General features: G+C 58.1%; 23 protein-coding genes. 15 read left to right on the top strand and 8 right to left on the bottom strand.

Annotated features, from left to right (window positions below; genetic code table 11):
• Positions 1 to 184 precede the first annotated feature (184 nt).
• From creD to F1529_RS16340, 3 genes are all read left to right on the top strand, one after another.
• Positions 185 to 1,561, top strand: coding sequence for a cell envelope integrity protein CreD (gene creD / locus F1529_RS16350; protein WP_155136488.1), 1,377 nt, complete (start codon positions 185 to 187; stop codon positions 1,559 to 1,561).
• Positions 1,558 to 1,800, top strand: coding sequence for a hypothetical protein (locus F1529_RS16345; protein ID WP_155136485.1), 243 nt, complete (start codon positions 1,558 to 1,560; stop codon positions 1,798 to 1,800). Before creD ends, F1529_RS16345 begins: the two co-directional genes overlap by 4 nt.
• 163 nt (positions 1,801 to 1,963) lie before the next feature.
• Positions 1,964 to 2,644, top strand: coding sequence for a hypothetical protein (locus F1529_RS16340; RefSeq protein ID WP_155136482.1), 681 nt, complete (start codon positions 1,964 to 1,966; stop codon positions 2,642 to 2,644).
• A gap of 63 nt (positions 2,645 to 2,707) precedes the next feature.
• Here the strand turns inward: F1529_RS16340 and F1529_RS16335 are convergent, their stop codons facing one another.
• Positions 2,708 to 3,358: a TetR/AcrR family transcriptional regulator gene (locus F1529_RS16335; RefSeq protein WP_155136479.1), complete on the bottom strand. Its 651-nt coding sequence runs from the start codon at positions 3,356 to 3,358 to the stop codon at positions 2,708 to 2,710.
• A gap of 138 nt (positions 3,359 to 3,496) precedes the next feature.
• Here F1529_RS16335 and F1529_RS16330 point away from each other — a divergent pair, with 138 nt between their 5' ends.
• Both F1529_RS16330 and F1529_RS16325 read left to right on the top strand, forming a co-directional pair.
• Positions 3,497 to 4,705 carry an efflux RND transporter periplasmic adaptor subunit gene (locus F1529_RS16330; protein WP_155136476.1) on the top strand — a complete coding sequence of 403 codons (1,209 nt, stop codon included), beginning with the start codon at positions 3,497 to 3,499 and terminating at the stop codon, positions 4,703 to 4,705.
• A 13-nt stretch (positions 4,706 to 4,718) separates the two neighbouring features.
• Positions 4,719 to 7,784: an efflux RND transporter permease subunit gene (locus F1529_RS16325; RefSeq protein ID WP_155136473.1), complete on the top strand. Its 3,066-nt coding sequence runs from the start codon at positions 4,719 to 4,721 to the stop codon at positions 7,782 to 7,784.
• Between the two features lie 280 nt (positions 7,785 to 8,064).
• Here the strand turns inward: F1529_RS16325 and F1529_RS16320 are convergent, their stop codons facing one another.
• Both F1529_RS16320 and F1529_RS16315 read right to left on the bottom strand, forming a co-directional pair.
• Positions 8,065 to 9,291: a PhoX family phosphatase gene (locus F1529_RS16320; protein ID WP_155136470.1), complete on the bottom strand. Its 1,227-nt coding sequence runs from the start codon at positions 9,289 to 9,291 to the stop codon at positions 8,065 to 8,067.
• Positions 9,292 to 9,466: 175 nt separating this feature from the next.
• Positions 9,467 to 9,949, bottom strand: a complete 483-nt coding sequence (locus tag F1529_RS16315) for a cupredoxin domain-containing protein (RefSeq protein WP_155136467.1) — start codon at positions 9,947 to 9,949, stop codon at positions 9,467 to 9,469.
• A gap of 40 nt (positions 9,950 to 9,989) precedes the next feature.
• On the opposite strand from F1529_RS16315, the gene F1529_RS16310 reads away from it, so the two are divergent.
• Positions 9,990 to 11,051 carry a transporter substrate-binding domain-containing protein gene (locus tag F1529_RS16310; protein ID WP_230457824.1) on the top strand — a complete coding sequence of 354 codons (1,062 nt, stop codon included), beginning with the start codon at positions 9,990 to 9,992 and terminating at the stop codon, positions 11,049 to 11,051.
• Between the two features lie 149 nt (positions 11,052 to 11,200).
• On the opposite strand, the gene F1529_RS16305 is transcribed toward F1529_RS16310, so the two are convergent.
• The 4 genes from F1529_RS16305 to F1529_RS16290 all read right to left on the bottom strand — a co-directional run bounded on the left by F1529_RS16305 (position 11,201) and on the right by F1529_RS16290 (position 14,508).
• Positions 11,201 to 11,893 carry a hypothetical protein gene (locus tag F1529_RS16305; RefSeq protein WP_155136464.1) on the bottom strand — a complete coding sequence of 231 codons (693 nt, stop codon included), beginning with the start codon at positions 11,891 to 11,893 and terminating at the stop codon, positions 11,201 to 11,203.
• Entirely contained in the window at positions 11,883 to 13,334 is a 1,452-nt protein-coding gene (locus tag F1529_RS16300) for an ATP-binding protein (RefSeq protein WP_155136461.1), read from the bottom strand. The genes F1529_RS16305 and F1529_RS16300 overlap by 11 nt, the downstream gene beginning before the upstream one ends.
• 39 nt (positions 13,335 to 13,373) lie before the next feature.
• Entirely contained in the window at positions 13,374 to 13,841 is a 468-nt protein-coding gene (locus F1529_RS16295) for a response regulator (RefSeq protein WP_156496819.1), read from the bottom strand.
• A 244-nt stretch (positions 13,842 to 14,085) separates the two neighbouring features.
• On the bottom strand, positions 14,086 to 14,508 hold the full coding sequence (locus tag F1529_RS16290) for a PaaI family thioesterase (RefSeq protein WP_155136458.1): 423 nt from the start codon (positions 14,506 to 14,508) through the stop codon (positions 14,086 to 14,088).
• Positions 14,509 to 14,672: 164 nt separating this feature from the next.
• Between F1529_RS16290 and F1529_RS16285 the strand changes: the two genes are divergently transcribed.
• From F1529_RS16285 to F1529_RS16245, 9 genes are all read left to right on the top strand, one after another.
• Entirely contained in the window at positions 14,673 to 14,972 is a 300-nt protein-coding gene (locus F1529_RS16285) for a hypothetical protein (protein WP_063519014.1), read from the top strand.
• A 110-nt stretch (positions 14,973 to 15,082) separates the two neighbouring features.
• Positions 15,083 to 16,324, top strand: coding sequence for a TolC family protein (locus F1529_RS16280; protein ID WP_011589746.1), 1,242 nt, complete (start codon positions 15,083 to 15,085; stop codon positions 16,322 to 16,324).
• A 216-nt stretch (positions 16,325 to 16,540) separates the two neighbouring features.
• Positions 16,541 to 17,773, top strand: a complete 1,233-nt coding sequence (locus tag F1529_RS16275) for an efflux RND transporter periplasmic adaptor subunit (RefSeq protein ID WP_230457823.1) — start codon at positions 16,541 to 16,543, stop codon at positions 17,771 to 17,773.
• Positions 17,774 to 17,784: 11 nt separating this feature from the next.
• Complete coding sequence (locus F1529_RS16270; protein ID WP_155136452.1) at positions 17,785 to 20,922, top strand: efflux RND transporter permease subunit; 3,138 nt, start codon at positions 17,785 to 17,787, stop codon at positions 20,920 to 20,922.
• Positions 20,923 to 21,248: 326 nt separating this feature from the next.
• Complete coding sequence (locus tag F1529_RS16265) at positions 21,249 to 21,545, top strand: hypothetical protein (protein ID WP_155136449.1); 297 nt, start codon at positions 21,249 to 21,251, stop codon at positions 21,543 to 21,545.
• A gap of 135 nt (positions 21,546 to 21,680) precedes the next feature.
• Entirely contained in the window at positions 21,681 to 22,547 is an 867-nt protein-coding gene (locus tag F1529_RS16260) for a transposase (protein WP_230457822.1), read from the top strand.
• Between the two features lie 362 nt (positions 22,548 to 22,909).
• Positions 22,910 to 23,800: a DMT family transporter gene (locus F1529_RS16255; RefSeq protein ID WP_155136446.1), complete on the top strand. Its 891-nt coding sequence runs from the start codon at positions 22,910 to 22,912 to the stop codon at positions 23,798 to 23,800.
• Positions 23,801 to 23,951: 151 nt separating this feature from the next.
• Positions 23,952 to 25,100, top strand: coding sequence for a zinc-binding dehydrogenase (locus F1529_RS16250; RefSeq protein WP_155136443.1), 1,149 nt, complete (start codon positions 23,952 to 23,954; stop codon positions 25,098 to 25,100).
• Between the two features lie 122 nt (positions 25,101 to 25,222).
• A complete protein-coding gene (locus F1529_RS16245) occupies positions 25,223 to 25,645 on the top strand; it encodes a tetratricopeptide repeat protein (RefSeq protein ID WP_155136440.1) in 423 nt (140 codons plus the stop codon).
• A gap of 60 nt (positions 25,646 to 25,705) precedes the next feature.
• On the opposite strand, the gene F1529_RS16240 is transcribed toward F1529_RS16245, so the two are convergent.
• The gene (locus tag F1529_RS16240; RefSeq protein ID WP_155136437.1) at positions 25,706 to 26,686 is read right to left on the bottom strand and encodes an SDR family NAD(P)-dependent oxidoreductase; all 981 of its coding nucleotides are present in this window, start codon (positions 26,684 to 26,686) and stop codon (positions 25,706 to 25,708) included.
• Between the last annotated feature and the right edge of the window lie 5 nt (positions 26,687 to 26,691).

Genomic DNA, 26,691 nt, shown 5'->3' with positions numbered 1-26,691 from the left:
CGATAGAGCGAGAAGCGAGAAGCGAGAAGAAAAACCTCGCCCGGTTTTCGTAACTCGTTTCTCACAACTCACAACTCGCAACGGCATTTCCCCACACAATCCCCACAAAACCCTCAAACCGGTTTCGCACACTGGCCTCCCCTGTGAGGGAACCATTGTGGGTGTCATTTGTGGGAGAGAAGCCATGCGACCCAACCTGTTATTGAAAATGTTCACCATTGCCGGGCTAATGCTGGTGCTGGTCGTGCCGCTGTTGATGATTCAGGGAAAAATTTCCGACCGCAGTAATGAGGCGATGCACGTCAAACACCAAATTACCCGGCAGGTCAGTGGCGAGCAGCAGATCAGTGGGCCTCTGATCGTGGTGCCGCGAACCCGGAAACAGCTGGTGGAAAAACGTGATTGCCGTAGTGGCGAAACCTGTACAGCTATTGAACGGCGACAAGTGTTGGATAGCCAGATTCCGGATACGTTGAGTATTGATGGCGAGCTGCAAAGTGAAATGCGCTATCGCGGTATTTACGGTGTGCCGGTATACCGGAGCCTGTTGCACATCGAAGCCGTGTTTCCCGCCAATTGGCAGAAAGTGAGTCAGCCGGAACAGGTGGTGTCTTCACAGAAACCGTTGCTGCTATTGCAGATTCAGGATCTGCGCGGGCTGGTGGAGCGCCCACAGATTCTGGTCAACGATGTGCCGCTACCATTGGTGGAAACCGAGCAGTTGCCGGATGGCGTGGGCGGTAATGCGGTGGCCGTGGCGCTGCCCGACGATTTGGCCGGGGCCTTTACCGTCAAGGTGCGGTTGAACCTGAACGGCACGGAATCACTCGGTGCTCTACCGCTGGCCAAGGAAACCCGCATGGCGTTACGGGCCGATTGGCCGCACCCCAGTTTTGAAGGGCTGGTGTTGCCGGTGGAGCGGGAGATTACCCCGGAAGGGTTTACCAGCCAGTGGCGTACCAACAGCCTGGCGGCGGCCAGTGTGATTCATTGCGCCCGGGGTGATGCAGCCTGCGGTGACAGCGGCCAGGCATTGCGGGTGCGTTTGGTGCAGCCGGTGACAGGGTTGCTCTCCAGTGAGCGGGCGCTGAAATACAGCTACCTGATTGTGGGGCTGACCTTTGCGGCGTTTTTCCTTTTTGAAGTGCTGCGTCGGTACCCGTTGCACGCCATGCAATACCTGTTGGTGGGCCTGGCCCTGGCCATGTTCTACCTGTTGCTGGTGGCGCTCAGTGAGCATATCGACTTTCTGCTGGCCTATCTGGTGGCCGCGTTATCGTGCTGTGCATTGATAGGCATCTACCTGATGGCCGCCATGCGCTCCCTCAAGGCTGGCTGGACGTTTGCCTTGAGTCTGCTGTTGGTGCAAGGGTTGATCTACGGGATCCTCATGGCCGAAGACTATGCTCTGTTGCTGGGCGCACTGCTGCTGTTCGCCGCTCTGGCTGCCGTGATGGTGGTGACTCGCAAACTGGACTGGTACGCCTTCGCCGTGCCGGGCAAGGCTGCCGCCAAAGTGCAGCCGAATGCGGACAGTGCCCAGAACGGTGATGCACCGTGAGTGCCGATGACCTAGGGCATATCGCGACCCTGGTGCGGGCAGCCAAACGGTTCCCTGGCCATCGCCAGTGCTTGCTTGGGCGAGCTTTGCGCATCGCCCAGCAGGCTCTGTCCTGCAATGCCGAGGATCGCCTGGCGATTCGCTGGCTTGGGGTGATCTGGTGGCAACTGGGTGAGCGCCGTCGGGGCAGGGCACTGCTTTATGCGGCAGAAGTGAAAGCGTTGCGTGGCGTGTCTTGAATCAGTGTTGGCGGGGGAAGGGTCGTTGTGCCCTATTGGTGCGGTAAATATATTGTATATTGCGGTTTTTTTACAATTGGGCTATCAATGGTCTGGAGGCAGGGATGCCAGTGGTCGGGCTTAAGGCATCGTTGGCTCGTCTTTATATAACAGGGAGAAAGTTATGAACAAGAAAATTGCCACGCTTGCGTTTGCCACCCTGATGGGGGCCACGGGTCAGCATGCCTTTGCGGATGCGCCTTCTTTTAATTACGTGCAGTTCGATTATGTGGTGTCTGGTGATTCCGAAGTGAGCAGTGGAGGTGTGTCGGATTCACTGGATCTTCAGCGAGGGTTCGGGCTGCAGGGCGGTTTTGAAATCGGTGATTATGTGATGGTTTTGGGGCGGCATCTGTCGCTGGACTATGATGATGATCAGGGCTTTGGCCTCACCGGTGTTGAGAATACGGCGCTAAATGATATGACCTTTATTGGTGTGGGCGCCCATTTTCCGCTGGCCGATGTGGTGGATCTCTATGGTGCCGTAGGCTTTAGCCGTCCGACATTGGTTGCCATGGCGGGTGAAGGGTACGGTCTGGAGGTTGGTGCCCGCGCTAACTTTGATATGGTGACTGCATCGCTTTGGTACAACATGGGTGATACCGAGACTGATGCTAGCGTAGGGTCGGGTAGCGTTGATATTGACCCGGAATTGCTCGGCCTGGATGTGGCTATTTCCTTTGCGCCGGATGCGCCTGAACTGGTGTTGGGTTATGTGGATGCCACTCATGAAGCCGAGATCGGCACTACCAAGGTCGACGTGGATTACGACCACTTCTCCATCGGCGTCAGAAAATCCTTCTGATCTTTTCAGGGCGGGGCCAAAGGCCCCGCTGCCTTCAATGCATGACTACGCTGCTAAATCCGTTTATTCCCCTTCTTTCCCGTAAGCCCGCAGGAACATATCTACCACTTGTGCGGCATGGGGCTGCGCCTCGCTGGCCGTCATTGGCTGGTTACAGCCAATAATCACACGCATATGCTCGCAGCCTTGCAACAGGCTGAAAAAATTCTCCGCCGCCTGTTTGGGATTGTCTGCCTGCAATCGGCCTGTGTTATTGCCGTTACGCACCAGGTTTTCCATGGCGGTAATGGTGCGTTGTGGGCCGGCTTCGAAAAACAGCTGTGACATGGCCGGATCCTGTGTCGCCAGGCTGCTCATCAGTCGCTGTAATTCAATCACTTCCGGCGTATGGATCAGTTCCAGAAACGCCAGGCCAATCTTGGTCAGGGTGGTGCGAATCGGCAGGTCCGGTTCCAGTTCGAAGATCGGCATGGGGAGCAGGTTGTGACATTTCGCCTCAATGGCTGACGAAAATAACGTTTCCTTGTCACTGAAATGGCTATACACCGTGAGTTTGGAGACGCCAGCCTGTTTCGCCACGGCATCCATGCTGGTGCCGGCAAATCCCTGCCCGAGAAACAGTGTGGTGGCTGCTTGAAGGATGGCACTGCGTTTCGCCGGGTCTTTGGGGCGTCCGCGTGGGTTGGGCTGATCTGGGGAGGCAGAGTCGGTCATATTTCAATACTGGACGGTTCAGTTTAATAAAATTACTATACTGGCCAGTATAGCATGTCGGCAAGTCAAGACCGGCAAAATCCGCCGACTTAACGGGCGGATCCGTCTAAAGAGGTGGGGTCAATGAGGGAACCAGTCATGTTTCGTTCTGTATTGCTGTCGAGAGTGCTGTCGGGGCTGATCGCCACGGGCATGGCGGTGGGGGCGTTGTCCCTGCAGGGGTGTTCCGATCCGGAGTCGGAAAACAAGGCGCCGGCCCGCCCGGCACTGGTGGCCCAGCCGCTATCGGCGGATGCCAGTCAGGACGTGTTCCCCGGTGAAGTCCGTGCCCGCTATGAGCCGGAGTTGGGTTTCCGCATTGGTGGCAAGATCAGCCAGCGGCTGGTGGATGTGGGCGACCGGGTCAGTGAAGGGACGGTGTTGGCCAAGCTGGATACCGATGATGTGAGCCTGAAACTGGATGCGGTACGGGCGCAGATGGCCTCTGCCCAGGCCGACCACAACCTGGCCAGCAGCGAACTGGAGCGCTACCGCGAGCTGATGGAGCGCAATGTGATCAGCCGCTCCCAGTTCGATTCCTTTGAAAGCCGTTATGACGCCAGTGTGGCGCAGCTGCGCCAGGCTCGCGCGAACCTGAAGGTGGCCCGGAATCAGGCGGACTATGCCTCGCTGAAAGCGCCCCGTGACGGCGTGATTGCCCAGCGTCTGGCGGAGGCTGGCCAGGTAGTGGCTGCCGGCCAGGCGGTGTTTGTACTGGCGATCGATGGCGACCGCGAAGTGCGGATTGATTTGCCGGAGCAGGACGTGGGCCGCTTCAAGATCGGCATGCCGGTGGCGATTGAATTATGGTCGCGGCCCGGGCAGGTATTCGAAGGCAAAATTCGGGAGTTGTCGCCTGCCGCGGATCCCCGCTCACGGACGTTTGAAGCTCGGGTAGCATTCGAAAACGCCAGCGTTGGGGCGGATCTGGGGCAGTCTGCCCGGGTCTTTGTCAGCGGTGCCGCCAATGCTGACGTGCTCAGTATTCCCCTGTCTGCGCTCACCGCTGAGGAAGGTAATACCTATGTGTGGGTGGTCAACCCGGATGCGCTGACATTGCAGAAAACACCGGTGGAAGTGGGGCCCTATCAGGAACAGGTGGTGCCGGTGTTAAGCGGCTTGCAGCCGCAGGACTGGGTTGTGACCGCAGGCACGCAGCTGCTGCGCGAAGGACAGAGGGTTATTCCGGTGGATCGCCAGAACCGTCAGCTGGATCTGGCTGAGGCCGCACTTGCCGAGCAGGCGGCCCCGGAGGCCCCGGCTGATGACAGTGCAGACGCGACGCCAAGCCCAGACGCGGATCAATAAGGAGAGTATGACCATGTCGTTCAATCTCTCCGAATGGGCGCTGAAGAACCGCACCCTGGTGCTTTACGCCATGATTCTGCTCGGTGCCATGGGGGCCATTTCCTATGCCAACCTGGGCCAGAGTGAAGATCCGCCGTTCACCTTCAAGCTGATGACCATCAACACCCTGTGGCCCGGTGCCAGTGCCGAGGAAGTGTCCCGGCAAATCACCGAACGGGTGGAAAAGAAACTGATGGAGACCGGTGACTTTGAACGCATTACCTCCTATTCCCGGCCGGGCCAGTCATTGGTCATGTTCATGGCCCGGGATGAAATGCGTTCCAAGGACATCAAGGATCTCTGGTACCAGGTTCGCAAGAAGATTGGCGACATTCGCCACACCCTGCCCCAGGACGTACGTGGCCCCTTCTTTAATGACGAATTCGGTACCACCTTTGGCAATATCTATGCGCTCACCGGTGAGGGTTTTGACTACGCCATCATGAAAGACTACGCCGACCGCTTGCAGCTGGCGCTGCAGCGGGTGGACGACGTGGGCAAGGTGGAGCTGGTCGGCCTGCAGGACGAAAAAATCTGGGTGGAAATTGCCAACACCAAGCTGGCGTCCCTGGGCATTCCGCTGGTGACGGTGCAGCAGGCCCTGCAGTCGCAGAATGCGGTGGCCGACGCGGGTTTTTTTGAAACACCCAGCAGCCGCGTGCGCCTGCGGGTATCCGGTGAATTCACCAGCGTGGACGATATTCGCAACTTCCCCATTCAGGTGGAAAACCGCACTCTGCGTCTTGGCGATATCGCCAACGTTTATCGGGGCTTTAGTGATCCGCCGCAGCCGCGCATGCGTTTCATGGGCGAAAATGCCATTGGTATTGCGGTGTCCATGAAGGACGGCGGCGATATTCTCAAGCTGGGTGAAAACCTTGACCAGACCTTTGCCACATTGCAGGAAAGCCTGCCTATCGGCATGGAGCTGCGTAAGGTTTCCGATCAGCCGGCGGCAGTGGAAGCCGGTGTGGGGGAATTTGTTCAGGTATTGATGGAAGCCCTGGCCATCGTGTTGCTGGTGAGCTTCTTCTCGCTGGGGTGGCGCACAGGTCTGGTGGTGGCCTTCTCCATTCCGTTGGTGCTGGCGATGACCTTTGCGTCGATGAAATATTTCGATATCGGCTTGCACAAGATTTCGCTGGGTGCGCTGGTGTTGGCACTGGGCCTGATGGTGGACGATGCCATTATCGCCGTGGAAATGATGGCGATAAAAATGGAGCAGGGTTTCAGCCGTATCAAGGCTGCCGGCTTTGCCTGGACCAGTACCGCCTTCCCCATGCTCACCGGCACCTTGATTACCGCTGCAGGCTTTCTGCCCATTGCCACTGCAGAATCAAGCACCGGGGAATACACCCGGTCCATCTTCCAGGTGGTCACCATTGCGTTGCTGGCGTCCTGGGTGACTGCGGTGGTGTTCGTTCCTTATCTGGGTGAAAAGTTGCTGCCCAGTCTGGCCCGTCGTGATGCCAGCGGAGATGTACATGACCCTTACCAGAAACCGTTTTATCGTCGTTTCCGTGGCTGGGTAGAGTGGTGCGTGCGCTACCGGAAAACGGTCATCGGGCTGACCGTGGGCATCTTTGTTTTTTCTCTTCTTTTGTTCAGTTTTGTGCCCCAGCAATTCTTCCCGGCGTCCGGCCGGCTTGAGTTGATGGTGGATATGAAGCTGGAAGAAGGAGCATCGCTGACGGCGACCCAGGAAAAGGCGCTGCGCCTGGAAGCCATGCTTGGCGAAAACGACATGATCGAAAATTACGTGGGCTATATGGGCAGCGGCTCGCCCCGTTTTTATCTGTCGCTGGATCAGAAATTACCGGCCGCCAGTGTCGCCCAGTTTGTGGTGCTCACCCGGAATGTGGAAGAACGCGAACAGGTGCGTAGCTGGTTGATGGAGATCCTGGAGCGGGAATTCCCGGCCGTGCGTACCCGCGTATCACGACTGGAGAATGGTCCGCCTGTGGGCTATCCGATTCAGCTGCGTGTGTCCGGTGAGCATATTTCCCAGGTGCGTGAGCTGGCTCGCCGGGTGGCCGAGAAAGTGCGTGATAACGAGCACACCGCCAACGTGCATCTGGACTGGGAGGAGCCCAGCAAGGTGGTGCGTCTGATCGTGGATCAGGATCGCGCACGGACTTTAGGCATTACCACTTCGGATCTGTCCACTGCGTTGCAGGCGTCGCTCTCTGGTGTGGCGGTGAGCCAGTACCGGGAAGATAACGAACTGATCAACGTGGAAGTGCGCGGCGACAGCCATGAACGCCATGCGCTGGGGTTGCTGGGCAACCTGGCGGTGCAGACGGAGAATGGACGCAGCGTGCCACTGAATCAGGTGGCGACGCTGGAATCCGGCTTCGAGGAAGGCATCATCTGGCATCGCGATCGTTTGCCGACGGTGACGGTGCTGGCGGATGTGAAAGACGGCGCCTTGCCTGCCACGCTGATGCAGCAAATCATGCCGACCTTGTCCCAGGTGCAGGCGGATCTGCCGCCGGGTTATCTGCTACAGGTGGGTGGCACGGTGGAGGAATCGGCCCGGGGCCAGAAATCGGTGAACGCAGGGATGCCACTGTTCATTCTGGTGGTGATTACCTTGCTGATGTTGCAGCTGCGCAGTTTCCCGTTGTCGCTGATGGTCTTCATCACGGCGCCGTTGGGGCTGATCGGGGTGACCTTCTTCCTGTTGTTGTTCCAGAAGCCGTTCGGGTTTGTCGCCATGCTGGGCACCATTGCACTGGCCGGCATGATCATGCGTAACGCGGTGATTCTGGTGGACCAGATTGGTCAGGACATGGATCAGGGGCTCACTGCCTGGGATGCCATTATTGAATCCACAGTCCGTCGTTTCCGCCCCATTGCGTTGACCGCGCTGACCGCTGTACTGGCGATGATTCCGCTATCGCGCAGTGTCTTTTTTGGCCCCATGGCGGTGGCGATCATGGGGGGGCTGATTGTGGCCACCGCGCTGACCCTGCTGTTCCTGCCCGCGCTCTACGCGGCCTGGTTCCGGGTGAAGGAAGAGCATGCTGAACCGAACTGAAGAACGCTGAGTCTGTACCGGAATCCTTTCCGGTTTTCCCCTTGCCCCGGCACTTGCCGGGGCTTTTTTATGGTTTATGGCTGCTTTGCAGTAAGCGGAAGCAGGCTGGTATCGGCGGGGGGGGTTACGTTCTCCCAAAAGAAAGGAGCATGAGAGTCTGTTGCATAACGTAGCAGTTACGAGGTGCGAGTAACGAGTTTCGAAAGGCAAGACAGGAATCAAAAGACCGCTTGAGCTTAACCGTATCCGGGGTTTCTCTTCGTTACTCGGAACCGATGTTCTATAGCTTTACCCAATCCCGGAATGGTCCGGTGATTTCATAGGTGATTCCGAACCCTTTGCCGCCGCCGAAAATGGCGCTGCCGCGCTGGGAGCTGAAATACAGGCGGTTGCCGTCGGGACTGAAAGCCGGGCCGGTAATCTCTGAATCATTCTGGCCGGTGACCTGCAGCAAGGGGGCGACATTGCCCTGCGCGTCGATCACCACAATCTGCATGTCGCCGCCGTCTTCGGCCACCAGCACATCGCCGCCGCTGGAAACGGTCAGGTTGTCCACGCCGGTGAGTAATGGATTACCGGCGGTGGCGGCATCGTAAAGTACGCTGAGCTGGTTCAGGTTGGTGTCCAGTTGCCAGACCCGATTGTCTCCCTTGGTGGTGAAGTAAACCTGGCCATGGCTGTACCAGATGCCTTCGCCGCCATTGAATGCAGTGCTCTGGGGCAGTTGTTCACGGGTCGGGGTTTCCAGTAGCGAGGGCGTGGGGTTGGGCAGGTCCAGCCAGCTTACGAATCCTTGTTCGTCCACCGCGGCAACCTGCAGGATGCCATCGTCCAGATTCAGGTGGCCATCACGGTGCTGGCCTGCAGGGATGAACCGGTACAGGCGTCCGTCTGACTCGTCCTCGGTGAGATAAAGCATGGCAAACTGGTCGTCCACGGCCACCGCTTCGTGTTTGAAAAAGCCCAGCGCCGGGCGTACCTGGGCGGGCTGTTTTCCGAAAGGGTCGCATTCATAAACCCGGCCGAAATCAATTTCCTCGCAGGACAGCCAGGTATTCCATGGCGTAGGGCCGCCGGCACAATTCAGGTTGGTGCCACCGAGAATGCGGTAGGCATCGTTCACCGAGCCGTCTGCATGAAAGTGTATCGCGGATACCCCGCCACCCAACAGGCTGATGGTCTCGCTGTTGGACACATATACCCAGCCGCCATCGTCGGCGGGGAAGGTGGCGCCGCCATCCGGATAGCTATGCCAGCGGTAGGCCGTGCGGTTCCAGAAGCTGCGCCGTACCCGCTGCCCGGCAGCCGCGATGCAACGTGATGAAAACCCGGCGGGTAGCCGAATGCCGTTCTCGTCGGGTGCCTGTAACGGGCCGATCTGTGCCAGCGACTGGGCGGACAGTGGCCGACTAATGGATAGCAGGCTCGGGCCAATAGCCAGCGCGGCCATACCCAGAGAGCTCTTCCTGAGCAATTCGCGGCGCGACAGGGGGGCAGATTGTTTCATGGGGCTCCTCCTTGAGATTGATAACTGTGTTTCGGTTTGGGGTAGCGGAAACCGTTGCGCACAGGCAACTCGTCAGAGCCTGAACGATTAATGCGACAAAAAGGGTGCAGTAGCGCAATAACGGATAGGCCAATGCGCGATGTGTGTCACGTTTACGGCAACGGTAGCCGAAAGTTCATGGTTTCGAGGGGGGATCAACGATAATGGTCAGCGCGGGGCTGTGTTGCTGGTGCTCGGCGCGTACGCAGCGCAGGGAATACTCGCCGGGTTTGTCGAAACGCCAGGGCAGTTGCACACTGGTATCGGGTTCGCTCAGGCGAGTGTTGGGGTAGTCCTTGCGCAGGTCGGGCATCAGCCGGTGGATCAGGTTCTGGTCGCGCAGGGCTGTGTCATCGACCAGAGCAAGCAAATGCCACTCCGGGCTGGCATTCTCCAGAATCAGTAATATGGCCTGCCCTTGGGTGAAGGTCAGTGAGGCCGGCGTCCAGTGATCCGTGAGCACCACGGTTTGCGGTGCCAGATCGCCGGGGTCGCGCAGCGCTGTGCCGGCGGCCATGGGGATCTCATCCGGCAGGATGCCGTGGGCCTCGCCTGGTGACGACAGCAAGAATAAGTTAACGAGCAGCAACAGGCTCAGTGCTCGCGTGTGTCGGGGCATGGGCTACCGCGTTGGAGGTGAAAGAAAAAGGAGTAACACATTGAACGGCAGAATACTCGCACTGGTACTGGTTTGCCTATGGGGCCTGGTTTCAGCGGCGCAGGCCGCACCGTTAACGGTGGCGGTGAAAGCGTCGCCGCCTTTCAGTTATCAGCAAGGAGACCGCTGGGACGGCATCAGCGTGGAACTGTGGGAAAAGGTGGCAGAAAAGGCCGGCTACGAGTATCGCCTGCGGCCCTACGGATCGGTGTCGGAGATGCTGGCTGCTGTGGAGCAAGGGCAGGCTGACGTGGCGATTGGCGCAATCAGTGTGACTGCCGACCGGGAGCGACGTCTGGATTTTACCCAGCCCATGTTCCGGGCGGGCCTGGGGATTGCCACCCGTAACGAAGCCAGTGGCTGGGTGACCACCCTGCGTAATCTGTTCAGCTGGAAGTTTGTGTCGGCGGTACTGGCTCTGGTGTTGGTATTGCTGTTGGTGGGCTTGCTGATCTGGTTGCTGGAGCGGCGCAAGAACCCTGAACAGTTCGGTGGTTCCGCCAGCCAGGGTATCGGTAGCGGCTTCTGGTGGTCGGCGGTGACCATGACCACGGTGGGGTACGGTGACAAGGCGCCGGTGAGTACCGGGGGACGGGTTCTGGGGCTGGTCTGGATGTTTGTCAGCATTATCACCATTTCCGGCTTCACGGCGGCCATTGCCTCCAGCGTGACGCTCAATGAGCTGCAGTCGCGCATCAATGGCGCCGCCGATTTACCCCGGGTAAAAGTGGCGGCGGTGGAGGGCACCAGTGGTGCGAACTGGCTGGCAGGTCAGGGCACCACCTTTGTTCCGTATCCGAATAACCAGCAGGCATTGCGTGCGGTGGTGATCGGCGAGGTGGATGCGCTGGTGTCCGACGCACCGGTCATGCGTTATATGCTGCGCGAACGCGGTACCACCAATGCGCTGGTGTTGCCCGCCCTGGTCCGCGAAGAAAGCTACGCATTTGCCATGGCCAATGGCAGCGCATTGCGCGAATCGCTGGACCAGGCCATGCTGGAAATTCTCCCGACCCAGGAGTGGCGCACAGTGTTGAATCGCTACCTGGGTGCGGAAGAATAATCGCCCGTTATTGATTGAATGGGGGATTGCGTTTGCTGGTGTCAGGTTACGCCGCTACGCGGCTAACCTGACCTACACAGCTTTATTGTAAACGCTGTGCTTCGTGTAGGTCGGATTAGCCGCGTAGCGGCGTAATCCGACATCCCTAATTAACCGTCGCTCCCGGAAAACAGCGCCGCCAGGCTTTCCAGTTCTTCTTCCAGATTCCAGTGCATTTCCCGTGCGGTGACATGCAATAGCACCAGTGCATTGATCGGCGCATCGGATTCGCCGCGCTGGCGCAACCTTCCGGTAAAACAACGGTTCAGTTCATTGAGCGCGTTGTAGCGATCATTCAGTCCGTCCAGAGAAATGGTTTGTTCCGGTTGTTTGCGGTTGAGCAGGTAACGTTGCAACAAGTATAGGCTGGCGGTGCGCACCAGCGTTTCCGTGTCGCTGCTCAGTGGCAGGTGGAAGTGGGCCATGGGGCGCAGGAAGCGTGTGTGTGGGCAGTCGCTCAGGGCGCAAATCAGTCCGAACAGGGAACTGAGTGCCCGTTGCAGAGTGGTGTCTTGTTGGTAGCGTCGTTGCGGCGTTTCTACGTCCAGGTTGACCGCTTGAAACGAATCACCCAATGCGGAATCGGGCAGCAGGTAGGCCAGGTTACGGGCGATGGGGCAGTAGGGGTGTTCGTCGGGGTCCAGTGGGCAATGGCTGCATTGGTGATAGCGCAGCGCGGCCCAGTCCGGCGGCGTGAAGGTGTCGGGGACGGCGATGCTGCCGTGTTCCTCAACCAGCGTAATCGGGATGCGTTGCTGCACCCCGGCGGGCGTGGTGAGGGTGTACACGAAATCAGGCTGCATCGGCCCGGTCGGTCTGCTTCAGTGGCAGCCGGATGGTAAAGGTGGTGCCGGTGCCAAGCTGGCTTTTCACGGTCATGGTGCCGCCGTGGTGCTGGATGATGTCGTGGGAAATGGACAACCCAAGCCCGGTCCCCTGGCCGATGGGTTTGGTGGTAAAAAACGGCTCGAAAATTTGCTTCAGGGCTTCATCCGCAATGCCCGGCCCGTCGTCGGTGATGGTCAGGGTGCACCATTGTTCATCGCACTGGGCCGCAATGGCGATGCTGCCTTTGTCTTCGATGGCCTGGGCTGCGTTAACGAAAAGATTCATGAACACTTGCGATAGCTGGCTTGCCGATCCGCTGATCGAAGGCAGAGAGTCGGGGAGGGTGTGAGTAACCGTAATCCGGTTTTTCAGTTCATGTTTGGCCAGGTTGAGTGAAATGGCCAGGCAGGATGCGATATCGGTGGGGGAAAACGCTTCGGGTCGGTTATGGGAGAAATGTTTCAGGTCGCGAATAATTTTCTTTATTCGCTCAATTCCCTCATCGGTTTCATCCAGCAGGGCGGGGTAATCCGCCATCATGAAGGCCAGTTTCTTTGTGTCTATATTCAGTTTTTCTTCAGTATTCAGAAATTGCTGAAACTTCTCTTCGCTGATGCGTTTTTTTAGCCCCTGAATAACCCCGGCCATGGCGTCGAGGTAATCCCGGCTGCGATTCAGGTTGGAAGAAACATAGGCAATCGGGTTGTTGATTTCATGGGCAATGCCCGCCGAGATAGTGCCCAGTGATGCCATTTTTTCCGAGTGAAGAAGCAGTGATTCCACCTGATTCAATTTCTGGCTCTTGTCCTTCACTTCCTGCATCAGCTGGTTGTTTTCCGTTTTGATATCAGTGATATCGGTACCGAAATAAATATAGCCATCGTCTTCATCGGAAATGTAGGAAAGCGGGAACAGGAACATGTTCATCCAGTAACGGCTGCCGTCCGCATGGCGGTTGCAAACCTCCCCGTTCCACACCCCGGATAGCGCCTGGTCGCACTGCATCACCGGCAGTGAAGCATCGTCGGGGTGATTGAAGCTTTCGTTCTGGCCGATCAGGCGGGAAAAGGAATGACCGCTGAGGGCCAGAAATTTGCCGTTGGCAAAGGTGATGGTGCCGTGGCGGTCGGTGGTCAGCACACAGTACTCGTCGATGATGCGCGCCAGTGGGCCGAGCAGCGCCTTGTTGAGTTTGTATTCGTCTGCGTTGACCTCGATCAGGTGCATCTTGCGGCCAAAGCGGTTGTCCGTCAGCGACGAAAATTCGGCCAGTTTGGCTTCCACGTTGATGGAGGTGCGATAGGTTTTGTACAGAAAGAAAATAATGATCAGCAGGATCACAGTGGAAGAAACCAGGAACAGCCCCTGGGCTTCCATGCCAAAGCCGATGTCCGTTTTGTCGAGCAAGCTATTCATGCGCCGCGCCGTGAGTTGTTGTTTGTCGGGCTGAAAGGGCTAGCCTTCGTAGCCCATGCTGCGCAGGGTCTCGCGTTGTTCCCGCACGGTTTCCGCCAGAATACGGTTTTCCAGCAAAATATCGCGGAACTTCAGGCCTTCGCGGATATTGTCGAGTAACTGGTCGTCGTCCCAGGGTTTGGGGATAAAGCGGAATGCGCCGGCTTTGTTGATCGCGGACATGACCGTCTCGATGTCGATCACCCCGGTCAGCACAATACGAATGGTGTCGGGTTGCAGGTCGCGCAGTTCCTGTAGCAGTTCCAGGCCATTCATCTCCGGCATCATATAGTCGGTTATCACCGCATCGAATACGGTAGTGCGCGCCCGGCGCAGGGCTTCGTGGGGGTCCTGGTAGGTTTCCACTTCCCAGTCGGTGTAGGTATTGATAGTGCGCTTCAAGGCTTTGAGGATGTATTCCTCATCGTCCACGACCATGACCTGATACATGGTGAGTCCCTCATTCACGGCGTGCTACTACGCTGGCGTCCTGCCGGCGACTGCATGCGTTCAACAACATTGTGCCCACCCTTTTCCGCTAAGGGTGGGCACACGGGTATCAGGTTTTACGATACGCCCCGCTATAGGGGCTGACAATTGGTTCGGGCAACGGCAAGGAGCCGGTCATGCCGTCCGGATAGCCGTTTATCCGGCAGGGACGAAAACCGCACAATGGTGGGGAAAAACGCGGGAAAAACGCGCAAAAAAACGGCTACGCGGTTTGCACGATGGCTTTGGTCACCGATCCGGTGGCGATCAGGCGTTCCTGCTGCTGCGCGTTTATGGCATAGGCTTCAGCCCGCATGGCAGCAAGGGTTCGGCCCAGGCGGTCCACATGGGCGCGGATCACGACCTGTTCGCCCCGGCTGGCGGCACGCAGCACGCTGCTATGGGTTTCGATGGTCACCGCGTGCTGCTCGGGTGGCAGTCTGGAGGCCGCCGCAAAAAAGCAGGCCACATCCATCAAGGCATAAACGATGCCGCCATGCAGGGCACCCTGGGGGTTGGTGGTGAAATCATTCACCGGGAAACGCACTTCACTGCGGCCATCCACCGCGCTTACCAGTTCCAGTTCGCAGGCCCGGTGCAGTGGGTGGGCGAGAATGTCGTTTTTGATCTGGTCAATGTGGCTCATGGTTTTCCTTTTTCATTCCGGCGAAACGGAGCCGACACTATACGATGCCGATTCGGAAAACGGGATGACCGGATCGTACCCACAGGTGACGGGGAACCGATTGTCTTGACGGCGGTCTATGGGTATCGCAAGGTTGCGACTCTTCCCTCGTTAGCGGGCATCCCATGAAAGCACTGGTCTACACATTGCTGCTTGTCATCAGTACTCATGTACTGGTGCTGGATGCCATGCATCACGGGCACGATGGTGGCGCAGCTGCCTCGCTGGAACAGGTCCAGCAGGATCTGGTCAGTGCGGATGTGCTGGACAAAGGCGGCGACCATTGCTGTCAATGCCATGGTTTCATGGCCTCCACCGATTGTGAGCCGCTGCGCCTGGCCCCGCCCTCTGCAGGTCAAATGGCGTTGCGCCCCTTCCTGCCGGATGCCCCGGCCGATAACCCTTTCCGTCCTCCTATAGCCTGATCGTTTCTTCGTTTCCCCGACTTTGTTGCCTTGTCCATCGGTGAATGTGCGCCGTGGCGAGCGTCGGCATTGTTCTTGACGTAACGTTTTGAGACATCAGGAGTTTCCCCATGGGAATCCAGACCCCAGTGCGCATGGCCGCACTGTTACTGGCCGTGTGCGCGTATGCCAGCGCGTCGGCCGATTCTTCTTCCTCGCCCGCGCAGTGGGCGCAATGGGTGCAGCGCCAGGTCAGCCAGCTACCGGCCAGCCGGGCCATCCAGGCGGAGCAGGAACGGTTGCTGGCGCAAAGCCGGGCTTTATCGCAGCCGCTTTATAACCCTTCATTGAATATCGACTACGAAGACAGCCTCGATATCACCCAGACCGTGGGCCTCAGCCAGACGCTGGACTGGTCCGGCAAGGCCCGCGCCCGCCGTGATGCCGTGGCCGTACGGGATCAGCTGGCGCAGCTGCGTGGCGACAAGGCCCGCGCCCGCCTGCTGGCGGACAGCCTCAATGCGCTGGTGGCCCATGCCGCCGCCCGCGAGCAATTGGCGGCCGCCCGTGAGCAGGAACAGCAGCTGCGCGATCTCACCGACCTGATTCGCCGCCGCGAACAGGCGGGGGATGTGGGGCAGGTGGATGCGCAATTGGCCTACCTGTCACTGGGGCAGGCCCAGCAGGCCCTGGCGGATGCGGAAAGTGCCGCCACCCGTGCTGCCACCACATTGCGCCAGCAACTGGCCAGCCAACAACCCGCGGTGGCCTTGCCGGCGGCGGACCGTTGGCAGGCCCCGTCACTCACCCATGGTGTCGTGCAACGGCTCCCCACCAGCTTCGATTTGCAGTTGGCCGAGCAGCAACTGGCGCTGGCTGAGCGAGGGGTATCGGTGGCAGACAAACAACGCAACACCGACCCGACCCTGGGCCTGCGCGTGGGCCAGGAAGGTGGCGAAAATTTGTGGGGCGTGGATTTCAGCCTGCCATTGAAGTTCTTCAATACCGGCAAGCCAGGCTATGAAGCTGCCCTGGCGGACAGTGAAGAGCGGCGTGCACTGCTGGAGAAAACCCGCAACGACATTCAGGCCCGGCTGGACGGAGCGTTGAGCGATTACCAGCAGCGGCGCGAGCGCTGGGAAACCTGGCAACAACTCACCGGCGATAGCCTGGCGCGCAGCGACACCTTGCTCAAGCGCGTCTGGCAGCAGGGCGAACTCACCACCCAGAACTATCTGCAGGCCTTGAATCAGCGGCTCGATACCCGGCTGGCTGGCATCGCCCTGCGCGATGCCATGCAGCAGGCCTGGGTGCAGTGGCTCTATGAAAGCGCCCAGCTCAACGACTGGCTGAACCAGTTGGCCAACGAATGATTGTTCTGTAGGAACCGAGCTTGCGAGGTAACAGCCGCAGGCTGGGCCGAAGGGTGAGCGAAGCGAATAACACCGCTTGAAACGAGAAATTAAGCGAAAAATTACTGTAGGAGTGCCACTTGAGGCGCGAATGGTTTCTGCGACACGCGGTGCCAACTTCTTCGCGCCCTGAACGGCGCTCCTACAAAAAATGGAAAATTTTTTATGAAAGCGAAAATGACATTTCAAAAAACGCCGCTAGCCATTGCACTGCTGGCCAGCCTGTCTTTTCCCGTCTGGGCAGAAGGCGAACACGGCCATGATCATGAGGATGTGCCTGCGAAGAGTGAATCCCATGCGGACGAATCCCATGATGGTCATGACGACCACGATGCCCATGAAGAGGAAGAAGAAACCGCGCACAATCATGAAGCCGAACACGGCGAACATGACGATGAAGAAGCGGCACTGGAGCTGACCGCAGAACAACAAAAGACGCTTAACCTGCAGGTCATTACCCTGCAGCCTGATGCCGACGCTACCCGGACCCTGACCGTGCCGGCGGAAATTATCAGCAACCAGTACCGCACCTGGGTGGTGCCGGTGCGTATCGATTCCCAGGTGCAGTCTCGCAGTGCCACGCTTGGCCAGCACATGGAAAAAGGGGATGCCATTGCCACCCTGTTCAGCCCGGCCATGGCGCAGTTACAAAGTGATCTGCAAGTGGCAGCGGACGGCTGGCGGCGGGTTAAAAACCTCGGCCGGCGTACCGTGGGCAACCAGCGCTATCTGGACGCGCAAAGTCAGTACCAGTCCCTGCGAGCCCGGGCCAAGGGTTATGGCCTCAGTAACAGCGCCATCGCTGATATCGAAGCCGGAAAAAATGAAAAAGGGGTTTATACCCTCACAGCGCCGGACGATGGCCTGGTGCTGGAAGATGCCTTCCAGCAAGGGCAATGGTTAACCGCGGGCAGCGCCCTGGTCACGCTGGTGGATGAATCCGAACTGTGGGCCGAAGCCGCCCTGCCGCCGAGCCCCGGTTTGCAGATCAGCACCGGTACCCCGGCCCGCGTCATCGTGGGTGGCACATCCGTGGACGGCAAGGTGATCCAGTCTGGCCATCGCCTCAATCCCGTCACCCGTACCCTTGCGGTGCGAGTGGCGATTCCCAATGCGGGCCATCTGTTGCACCCCGGCATGTTTGCCGATGTGGCACTGGCGTTGGCGGCACCGGAGAACACCCTCACCGTGCCGGAAGAGGCGCTCACCCGTAGCGCCGATGGCGATTGGCAACTGTTCGTGGAAGAAGAGCCTGGCCACTACAAACCCGTGGAAATCCAACTCAATGGCCAGCTGGAAAACCGCCGCATCGTTACGGGTCTTGAACCGGGTACGCGCGTGGTCACTCGCGGGGCGTTTTTTCTGGCCAGTGAAATGGCTAAGTCCGGTTTCGATATTCACAATCACTGAGGATCACCGTCATGTTTAATCGACTTGTCGATTGGGCGGTGAACAACCGCCTCATTGTGTTGCTGTTACTGGTCATCACCATTGGCGTGATCGGCTGGCAATTACCCAACCTGAAGCTGGATGCCTTCCCGGATGTAACCAACGTCCAGGTACAGGTGAATACCGAGGCCGAAGGCCTGGCCGCGGAAGAAGTGGAGCAGCTGATCACCTATCCCATCGAGGCGGTGATGTACGCGCTGCCCCAGGTGGCCGAGGTACGCTCCATCTCCAAGACCGGCCTGTCCATCGTCACCGTGGTGTTCGAGGAAGGCACCGATATCTACTTCGCCCGCCAGCTGGTGTTCGAACGCTTGCAGGCGGCACGGGAGGATATTCCCGACGGCGTCGGCACCCCGGAAATGGGCCCCAACACCTCCGGCCTGGGTCAGGTCTATCAATACCTGCTCACCGCCGAGCCCGGCTCCAATGTGGATGCCATGCAGTTGCGCAGCCTCAACGATTGGGTGGTGAAACTGCTGCTCATGCCGGTGGGTGGCGTCACCGATGTGCTCAGCTATGGCGGTGAAGTGCGCCAGTATCAGGTCAACGTGAACCCCACCCGGTTGCTGGCCTACGACCTGAGCCTGCAACAGGTCATGGATGCCATCGCCGCCAACAACCGCAACGCCGGTGGCTGGTATCTGGATCGCGGCGCCGAGCAATTGGTGATTCGCGGCATGGGCTGGGTCGGCAGCGGCGAGCAGGGTCTCAATGACATTGGCGCCATTCCGTTGAAAGAAGTGGATGGCACCCAGGTGCGCGTCAGCGATGTGGCCAAGGTGGGATTCGGCGGCGAGATTCGACAGGGCGCCCTTACCATGACCCGCCGCGATGCTAACGGCGAACCGGAAGCCTTGGGTGAAGTGGTAGCCGGCATCGTGCTCAAGCGCATGGGCGCCAATACCAAGGCCACCATCGATGGCATCAAGGCTCGTGAAGCGCGCATCCAGCAGGCCCTGCCGGACGGTGTGCAGTTCGAGGTGTTCTACGACCAGGCCGATCTGGTGGAAAAAGCCGTCAGCACCGTGGTCACCGCCTTGCTGCTGGCCTTCGTGTTTATCGTCATCGTGCTGGCCCTGTTCCTGATGAACCTGCGGGCCACGGCGTTGGTGTTGCTGTCCATTCCGCTTTCCATTGGTCTGGCCTTGTTGGCGATGGCAAGCCTGGGCATGTCCGCCAACCTGATGTCGCTGGGTGGTCTGGCCGTGGCCATCGGCATGCTGGTGGATGGCTCCGTGGTGATGGTGGAAAACATCTTCAAACACCTGAGCCAGAAAGAGGGCGGTCACGATCAACAAGGCGGCATCGCCTTGAGAGTAAAAGACGCCGCCCAGGAAGTGGCGCGGCCGGTGTTCTTCGCCGCCAGCATTATCCTGGTGGTGTTCCTGCCCCTGTTCGCCTTCGAAGGGGTGGAAGCGAAAATGTTCGTGCCCATGGCCATCAGCATCATGCTCGCCATGACCGCCGCCGTACTGGTGGCGCTGATCGTGGTGCCGGCACTGGCCGGGTTCCTGTTCCGCAATGGCGTGGAAGAAAAGCCCAACAAGCTGATGCGCTGGCTGGAAGCCCGCTATCGCACCCTGCTGGGCAAAGCCATGCAGGCCCGTAAAGTGGTGGTCGGTGGCGCGGTGGGTTTGTTTGCCCTGGCACTGGCCACCACGCCGTTTATTGGCACTGAATTTGTGCCGGTGCTGGAAGAGGGGACGTTGGCGTTACGCGTAACGCTGGCCCCATCCTCCAGCCTCGATACTGCGTTGGACGTGGGGCAAAAACTGGAGAAGGAAATCATGACCTTCCCGGAAGTCACCTACGCGCTTAGCCGGGTAGGGCGTGCCGAAATCGGTGGCGACCCGGAACCGGTGAGCAACGTGGAAATCTATATCGGTCTCAAGCCTGTAGATGAATGGGAGAGCGCCAGCAATCGCCTGGAGCTACAGGAAAAGATCCAGAAGAAACTGGAAAAACATCCCGGCCTGTTGCTCAACTTTTCCCAGCCCATCGCCATGCGCGTGGACGAACTGCTCTCCGGCGTCAAAGCTCAGCTAGCCATCAAACTGTTTGGCCCGGATCTTAATGTGCTCCAGGAAAAAGGCGAAGCCATCACCCAGGCCGTCAAGGAAGTCGACGGCGCCACCGACGTGCAACTGGAACAGATCGCCGGTGAAGCCCAACTGGTCGTCACTCCGGACCGCAACGCCCTCAGCCGCTATGGATTGAGCGTGGATCAGGTCATGGATCTGGTCAGCAATGGCCTGGGCGGCGGCAGCGCCGGGCAGGTGATCAATGGCAACGAGCGCTACGACATCTACGTGCGCCTGGAGCAGAACGCCCGCAAGGACGCCGAAGCCATTCGCAACCTGCGCCTCAAAGCCGCCGACGGTGCCTGGGTGCGGCTCATGGATGTGGCGGACGTCTCCCTGGTCTCCGGCCCGCCCCAGATCAGCCGCGACGACGTGCAACGCCGCGTGGTCATCCAGGCCAATGTGGCCGGTCGTGACATGGGCTCAGTGGTGGCCGACATCCAGCAGGCCATCGACAGCGAAGTCGACCTGCCCGCCGGCTACAGCGTGGACATCGGCGGCCAGTACGAAAACCAGCAGCGCGCCCAGCAACGTCTGGCCATGGTGGTACCCGTGGCTGTGGGCCTGATTGCCCTGCTGCTCTACTTCGCCTTCGGCTCCGTGGCCCAGGCTGTCCTCATCCTGGTCAACGTGCCACTGGCCCTCATCGGCGGCATCCTCGCCCTGGCCCTCAGCGGCCAGTACCTGTCCGTGCCCAGCTCCGTGGGCTTTATCACCCTGTTCGGGGTGGCGGTACTCAATGGGGTGGTCATGGTGGAAGCCATCAATCATCGCCTGCGCGATGGCGAAGCCCTGGAGACGGCGATCTTCGAAGGCGCCGTCTCCCGCCTGCGTCCGGTACTGATGACCGCACTCACTTCCATGCTGGGGCTGATTCCCATGTTGCTGGCGACGGGAGTAGGCAGTGAGGTGCAGCGGCCACTGGCGGTGGTGATTGTGGGTGGGTTGGTGTCGGCCACGGCGTTGACCTTGTTGGTGTTGCCGAGTCTTTATGGGGTGTTTTCTAGGGAGAAGACTGCGGAATTGTAGCGGTGAGGTGGGCGATTTGACCCGCTATGAAGACTATCTAATAATCAAGTCACAACTCACCCTTCGCAGGCATTATTAAGTTGGTGTTTGCTTGGGGCGTAAAAGCCGCCGGTTTGGCGGCTTTTTCATTTAGGATTATAAAAAAAGGACACGCATGAATTGGAGTGCGTTAAGCAGGGATGTGCACATAGCAATAAGCTGCAATCCGACCGCTTTCGCGGCGGTTGAGCATGGCGTTAAATGGCTCTGTAATCCATGTATGGTTTAAATATGATCTGTTATCGTGGCAGTTGGAAATTTCACTTATTTTAATAAAAAGGTTTTTTATGGATAGTCTGATTAAGTATCCACTTATTGGTGGGGTAGCGTTTTCTTTTGGTGCAATCCTGGATGTGAATTTTGGTGGCTTTATAGATGATGTGGGCGAGTTTTTAATGGCTGCGGGATTCATTTATGGTATTGCCAGCTTTATTGTCATTTTTCTTTCTCGGGTAATAAAATATTTTGATAAGAAGAGTGCCATGAAAGATTTGGATAATCTCGATGTTTTATTGAGAAAGGGAGTGTTGTCAAAAGAGGAATATGATAGGAAGATTGAGCTGGTTAAGAGTAAAATCATTTAATTTAGGGACCTTTGGAAAAAAAATAAGGGACACGCATGAATGAGAGCATTTCTTACGTGTTCCTCGTGTGATCGCTGATAGTTAGTCCCTACTCTCGTCGCTAGTCTTGGAGTCATGGAAAGCAAGGAGGCTGCCATGACTCGAGCGCGTTATTCTCAAGTGTCTCTTGATGAAACCCCGTATTACCACTGCATCTGTCGCTGTGTGCGGCGGGCTTTTCTGTGTGGCAAGGACCATTATTCCGGGCAGGACTATGAGCATCGCCGCGAGTGGGTGGTGGAGCGTTTGACGGTACTGGTCGAAGTATTCGCGATTGATTTGTGTGCTTATGCGGTGATGTCGAATCACTATCATGTGGTGCTGAAAGTGGATCGTGAGCGTGCTGCGGACTGGCCGGACAGGGAGGTGGCGGAACGTTGGATGCAGCTGTTCTCTGGACACTTACTGGTTAAACTTTGGTTGAGAGACGAAACCAGTGAGGCGGAAACGATGAAAGCGCTGGAGATCGTCGCCGACTGGCGCGAGCGATTGTTCGACCTTGGCTGGTTTATGAAATGCCTGAACGAATATCTGGCCCGTCGTGCCAATGAGGAAGATTGCTGCAAGGGCCGGTTCTGGGAAAGCCTTTATAAGTGTCAGGCCTTGTTGGATGAGCAGGCGCTACTCAGCTGCATGGCCTATGTGGATTTGAACCCCGTTAGAGCGTCCATGGCCACGACTCCGGAAAGCTCTGATTACACTTCTGTGCAGCAACGTAGTGAGGAGGTGGTAGCCGGGAACAAGGTTCCTAATAAACCTAGGCTTTTGCCATTTGTTGAGTCAGGTGATGTTGAAAATGACGATGCTGAATCGTTGTGTCGATTTCGGTTGATGGATACCTCCAGCTCGTGGATGCTACAGGGCGAGTTGTGCGGGCGGATAAGCGTGGGGCGATTTCTGGTCACGCGGCGGATGTGCTTGAGAGGCTTGGCATTGATCAGCAAGCCTGGCTTCGCCATATGAAACCCAGAAAGCAGCGCCGCCCTGTGGCTCTGGGGGCACTGACTAAAGTAAAGGCTTTTGCCGAGGCGACAGGGCGTTGCTGGGTGTCGGGGCAGCGTACTTGGTTCGCTTGAGCCTGCATTATGGTATGACTATAAATTTATGCGTAAATTTATGCGTGTCCCGGATCTCGCGCCGGATCTCGCGACGCTACGCTCCTTTCCTGTTGCCCTCTTACCTCACTATTCTCCAGGTTCCCCAGCTCCATCATCGGCTCCCCGGGTTGCATGACACGCTTTTCTGCGATGGAGTGGGGCGGCGGGCTTGCTCGGCTCGCTGTGTTGTTCTCTGGCACAAACCAGGTGCCAGCAGCAGGAGGACCGATGACGCGCATCTCTACAATCCTGGTGATTCTGGCGGCACTTTGTTGGGGGCTCTCTGGCGGCATTGGCAGCATGCTGATGGAGGCGGGATGGGGTGTGTTTCTGGTGGCGTTTTATCGTGGTGCCATCGGGTTGCTGTTTGTGTTGGCCTGGCTGTGCTGTCGGCCGCTGAATCATGGCCTTGGTGATCGCCGGTTATGGGGCTGGTCGGTGGTGGCTGGCTTGGGGGTGGCCGGGAATTTTGCGTTCTATTTCTTGAGCATTTCCCACGGTGGCGTGGCCGTGGCGGCAACGCTGATGTACAGCGCGTCGGTCTTTGTCTATCTGCTCTCCTTTGCGCTCCGGCTGGAGCGTCCATCTACGGTAAAGTGGGTCGCCATTATGGTGGTCATGCTGGGCATTGTTCTGCTAACGCGGATCCATAATGTGGATGACGCGGGTGTCACCGTGTTGGGGGTGGTGGCCGGTTTGCTGTCGGGTTTGTGTTACGCGGTTTTTATTTTCGGTTTCAAGTATGCGGCGCCCCATGGCAGCCCCCAGGCGATTCTCTCCATTGCGTTCAGCGTGCTGGTGGTGGTGCTGGTGTGGCCTGCACAAACCGGTGAGGTGATGGCGGCGGCGCGTTCGGCAGAGTGGCCCTTGTTTGCCTGCCTGGGGGTGCTGGGGGCGGGGTTGTCGTTTGTGCTCTATGTTGTTGGCCTGAATCACACCGCGCCGGCGGTAGCCTCCATTGTGGCCATGGTGGAGCCGGTAACCGCATCCTTGTTCGGGGTGGTGGTTTTGCAGGAGGCGCTGGCCGCCAGTCAGGTTCTGGGGATGGGACTGATTCTTGTGGCGGTGACAGGGCTGAGTGTGTATTCAGCGTCTGACGCCCTGCGGCGCCACTGGTGAGGTAACAGGGCGGGCATGATCTGCCTGACCTGTTTTCAACAATCCCTGTCCTCTCTCGTCGAAATAAAAATGGCTCCGCCCGACCTGTTATTGTCTTGTGGCATAGTGAAACTGCTAGCTGACGTTAACGCAGACGGTGAGGGGAAAGGCCATGAAAGCAGTTGTATGTCATCACGGTGAATTTGAGGTTCAGGACCTGGCAGACCCGGCACCTGGTAAGGGCCAGATTCTGCTTAACGTGCTGCGTTGCGGTATTTGCGGGTCGGACCTGCATGCGCGCCATCACGCGGATGAGCTGGCAGAGGCCACCGAGCGTGTTGGTTATCCGCATATCATGCGCAGCCATGAGCATGTGGTGCTGGGGCATGAGTTTGTGGGGGAGATTGCGGATTACGGTCCCAAGACCCATCGCCGCTGGAAGGGTGGGCGGCGCATTGTGGCCATGCCGATGAGGCGGGGCAATGGCGTTGCTCACCTGACCGGGCTGTCGACGGCGGCACCGGGTGCATATGCAGAGCAAGTGGTGGTGGAGGAATCGCTGGCGTTCCCGGTCACCAACGGCATTTCTGACGATCATGCGGCGCTGACCGAACCCATGGCGGTGTCCTTGCATGCGGTGAATCGCTCCGGGATCAGTCGCCGGGATACGGCGATTGTGATTGGCTGCGGCCCCATTGGGCTAGGTGTGATTGCCATGCTGAAAGCCAAGGGCGTGCGGCATATTGTGGCCAGCGATTATTCCCCCACACGGCGCAAACTGGCCCAGGCCATGGGGGCGCATGTGGTGGTAGATCCGTCCCAGGGTAGTCCCTATGAGGGCCTGGCCAAGCGGGGCTTTGTGGTCAATGCGCCGCAGCTGTTCGACATGGCCCTGGATGGCATGGCCATGCTGCGCATGACGCCGTTGCCCTGGGAGCCCCTGTGGCGAGCGGCGGAAGTGGCCGGGGTGACCGAGCCCAAACGCCCGGTGATTTTTGAATGTGTGGGCGTGCCAGGTGTTATTAACAGCATCATCGCCGAGGCGCCGCTGCGTTCGTGTGTGGTGGTGGTGGGGGTGTGCATGAAGACCGACAACTTTGTGCCGGTGAATGCCATCAACAAGGAAATTGATCTGCGTTTCGTGCTGGGTTACATGCCTATTGAATTCCGTGATGCCCTGCATATGATCGCCGAGGGTAAGGTCAATGTGGACCCGTTGATTACGGGAACTGTCGGCTTGGCCGGTGTGGATGAGGCCTTCACGGCATTAGGTAATCCGGAGCAGCACGCCAAGATATTGATCGACCCTCGAAAGACTTAGCCGGCGTTACTGAATGCTCTCTGCCTACAGAGCGTTATGTGGCAGTGAGCACTGTTTTTGTCAGCCCAGGACAGGTAAGTTGAGCCGCCTGAACGGGGTTTGTTGATGGTAGTGGAGTCATAATGATTAATACCAAGATGCACAAGGCGGTTTACGGTCTGGCTGAGCAGCTGATGGAGGCTGACAGAAAAGGGCGTAAAGACAATTTTGAGTCGTTGTATGCCCAGCTGAAGGCGGTGTGTGTCGACAACGAAAAAACCGATAAAGATCACCCTGAGCAATGGGAAACCCTGGCTGACTTCACTGAAGAGCTGGACGTGGCGTTGAGCCTGTACGAAAAGGCGCTGGGCAAAGCCCGTGATATGAACGCGAAGGACTATCTTTCATCAATCGCGTTTTCCATGGCGACGTTGCAGGTTGAATTGGGGAAAACCGATGCGGCGATTCAGAGCCTGACGGATGCCAAAGTCAGCGCCAACAAGATTGAAGATAAAGAACTCAAAGCCGACATTGATGAATTGCTGGAGCGTTTGCAGGAGGGGTAGCAGCGGAGAATGGCTGCTCGTCTCGGTGAAGTGTCTGCTGGGGGTAGAAAAACGCCGCGCTTATGCGCGGCGTTTTTTTGTGCTGTCGGCGGTGGCGGTATTGGCCACAGTCCCTGCCCGCACTTTGCTGGAAACATAATTGGCGGGCGGCTCTTCATAGAGGCTCTGATAACTAAAATTGACGATGGATTCTGATGTTTTTGGCAGCAGGTAGTACATGGCAAGTGCGCCCTTCCCGAACACGCCCAGCTTGCGTTTGTCTTGGGTCACGACCATGTCCAGCATCCAGTTCACAGCGGTTTCCGGCGACATGACCGGCATGTATTTGTAGATTTTGGTCGGTGCAATCATAGGGGTGCGCACCAGCGGATAATTCAGTGAGGAAAAGCGCACCTTGGTGTGAGCGTATTCATTGGCGGCCACCCAGGTCCAGCCTTCCAATGCCCACTTTGACGCCAGGTAGGCGGAAAATCGCGCCGGGTTAGCCTGCACGCCCACGGTGGACACGTTGATGATATGGCCTTCGTTGCGCGCTTCCATGCCCGGCAGCAGATTCATGGCCAGCCGGATGGAGGCCAGATAGTTGAGCTGCATGGTCCGTTCGTAATCGTGAAAGCGTCCCACGGTGAACTTGATGGAACGGCGAATGGAGCGCCCGGCATTGTTGATCAGCACGTCCACCCGGCCATGGTCTTGCAGGGCCTGTTCGCAGAGGCGGTCGCATTCTTCCATATTGGACAGGTCGCCGGGGTACACGAACGCCTGGCCGCCCCGTTGATGGATGGCGTGGGCAATCGCCTCCAGTTTCTCCTGATTGCGGGCCACCAGCAGCACAGTGGCGCCGGCGTCAGCCAGCTTGTCTGCCACCAGGGCGCCGATGCCGGAGCTGGCGCCGGTGAGCAGAATCACCTTGCCGTTGACCCGCTGTTGCAATGCTTTGCCCGGCGCCACGGCACGCTTGAGATGCCAGGCCCAGTGATCCCGGAGCCTGTTTACATAAGGCAGGACTTTGGGGGTTCTGAATTTCACGGCATTGGACATGATGG

It is taken from the genome of Alcanivorax sp. VBW004 (assembly GCF_009718865.1).
GTDB lineage: Bacteria > Pseudomonadota > Gammaproteobacteria > Pseudomonadales > Alcanivoracaceae > Alcanivorax.
Note: the sequence above shows the minus strand (reverse complement) of the source record. Positions and strands in the feature narration are given on the sequence as shown.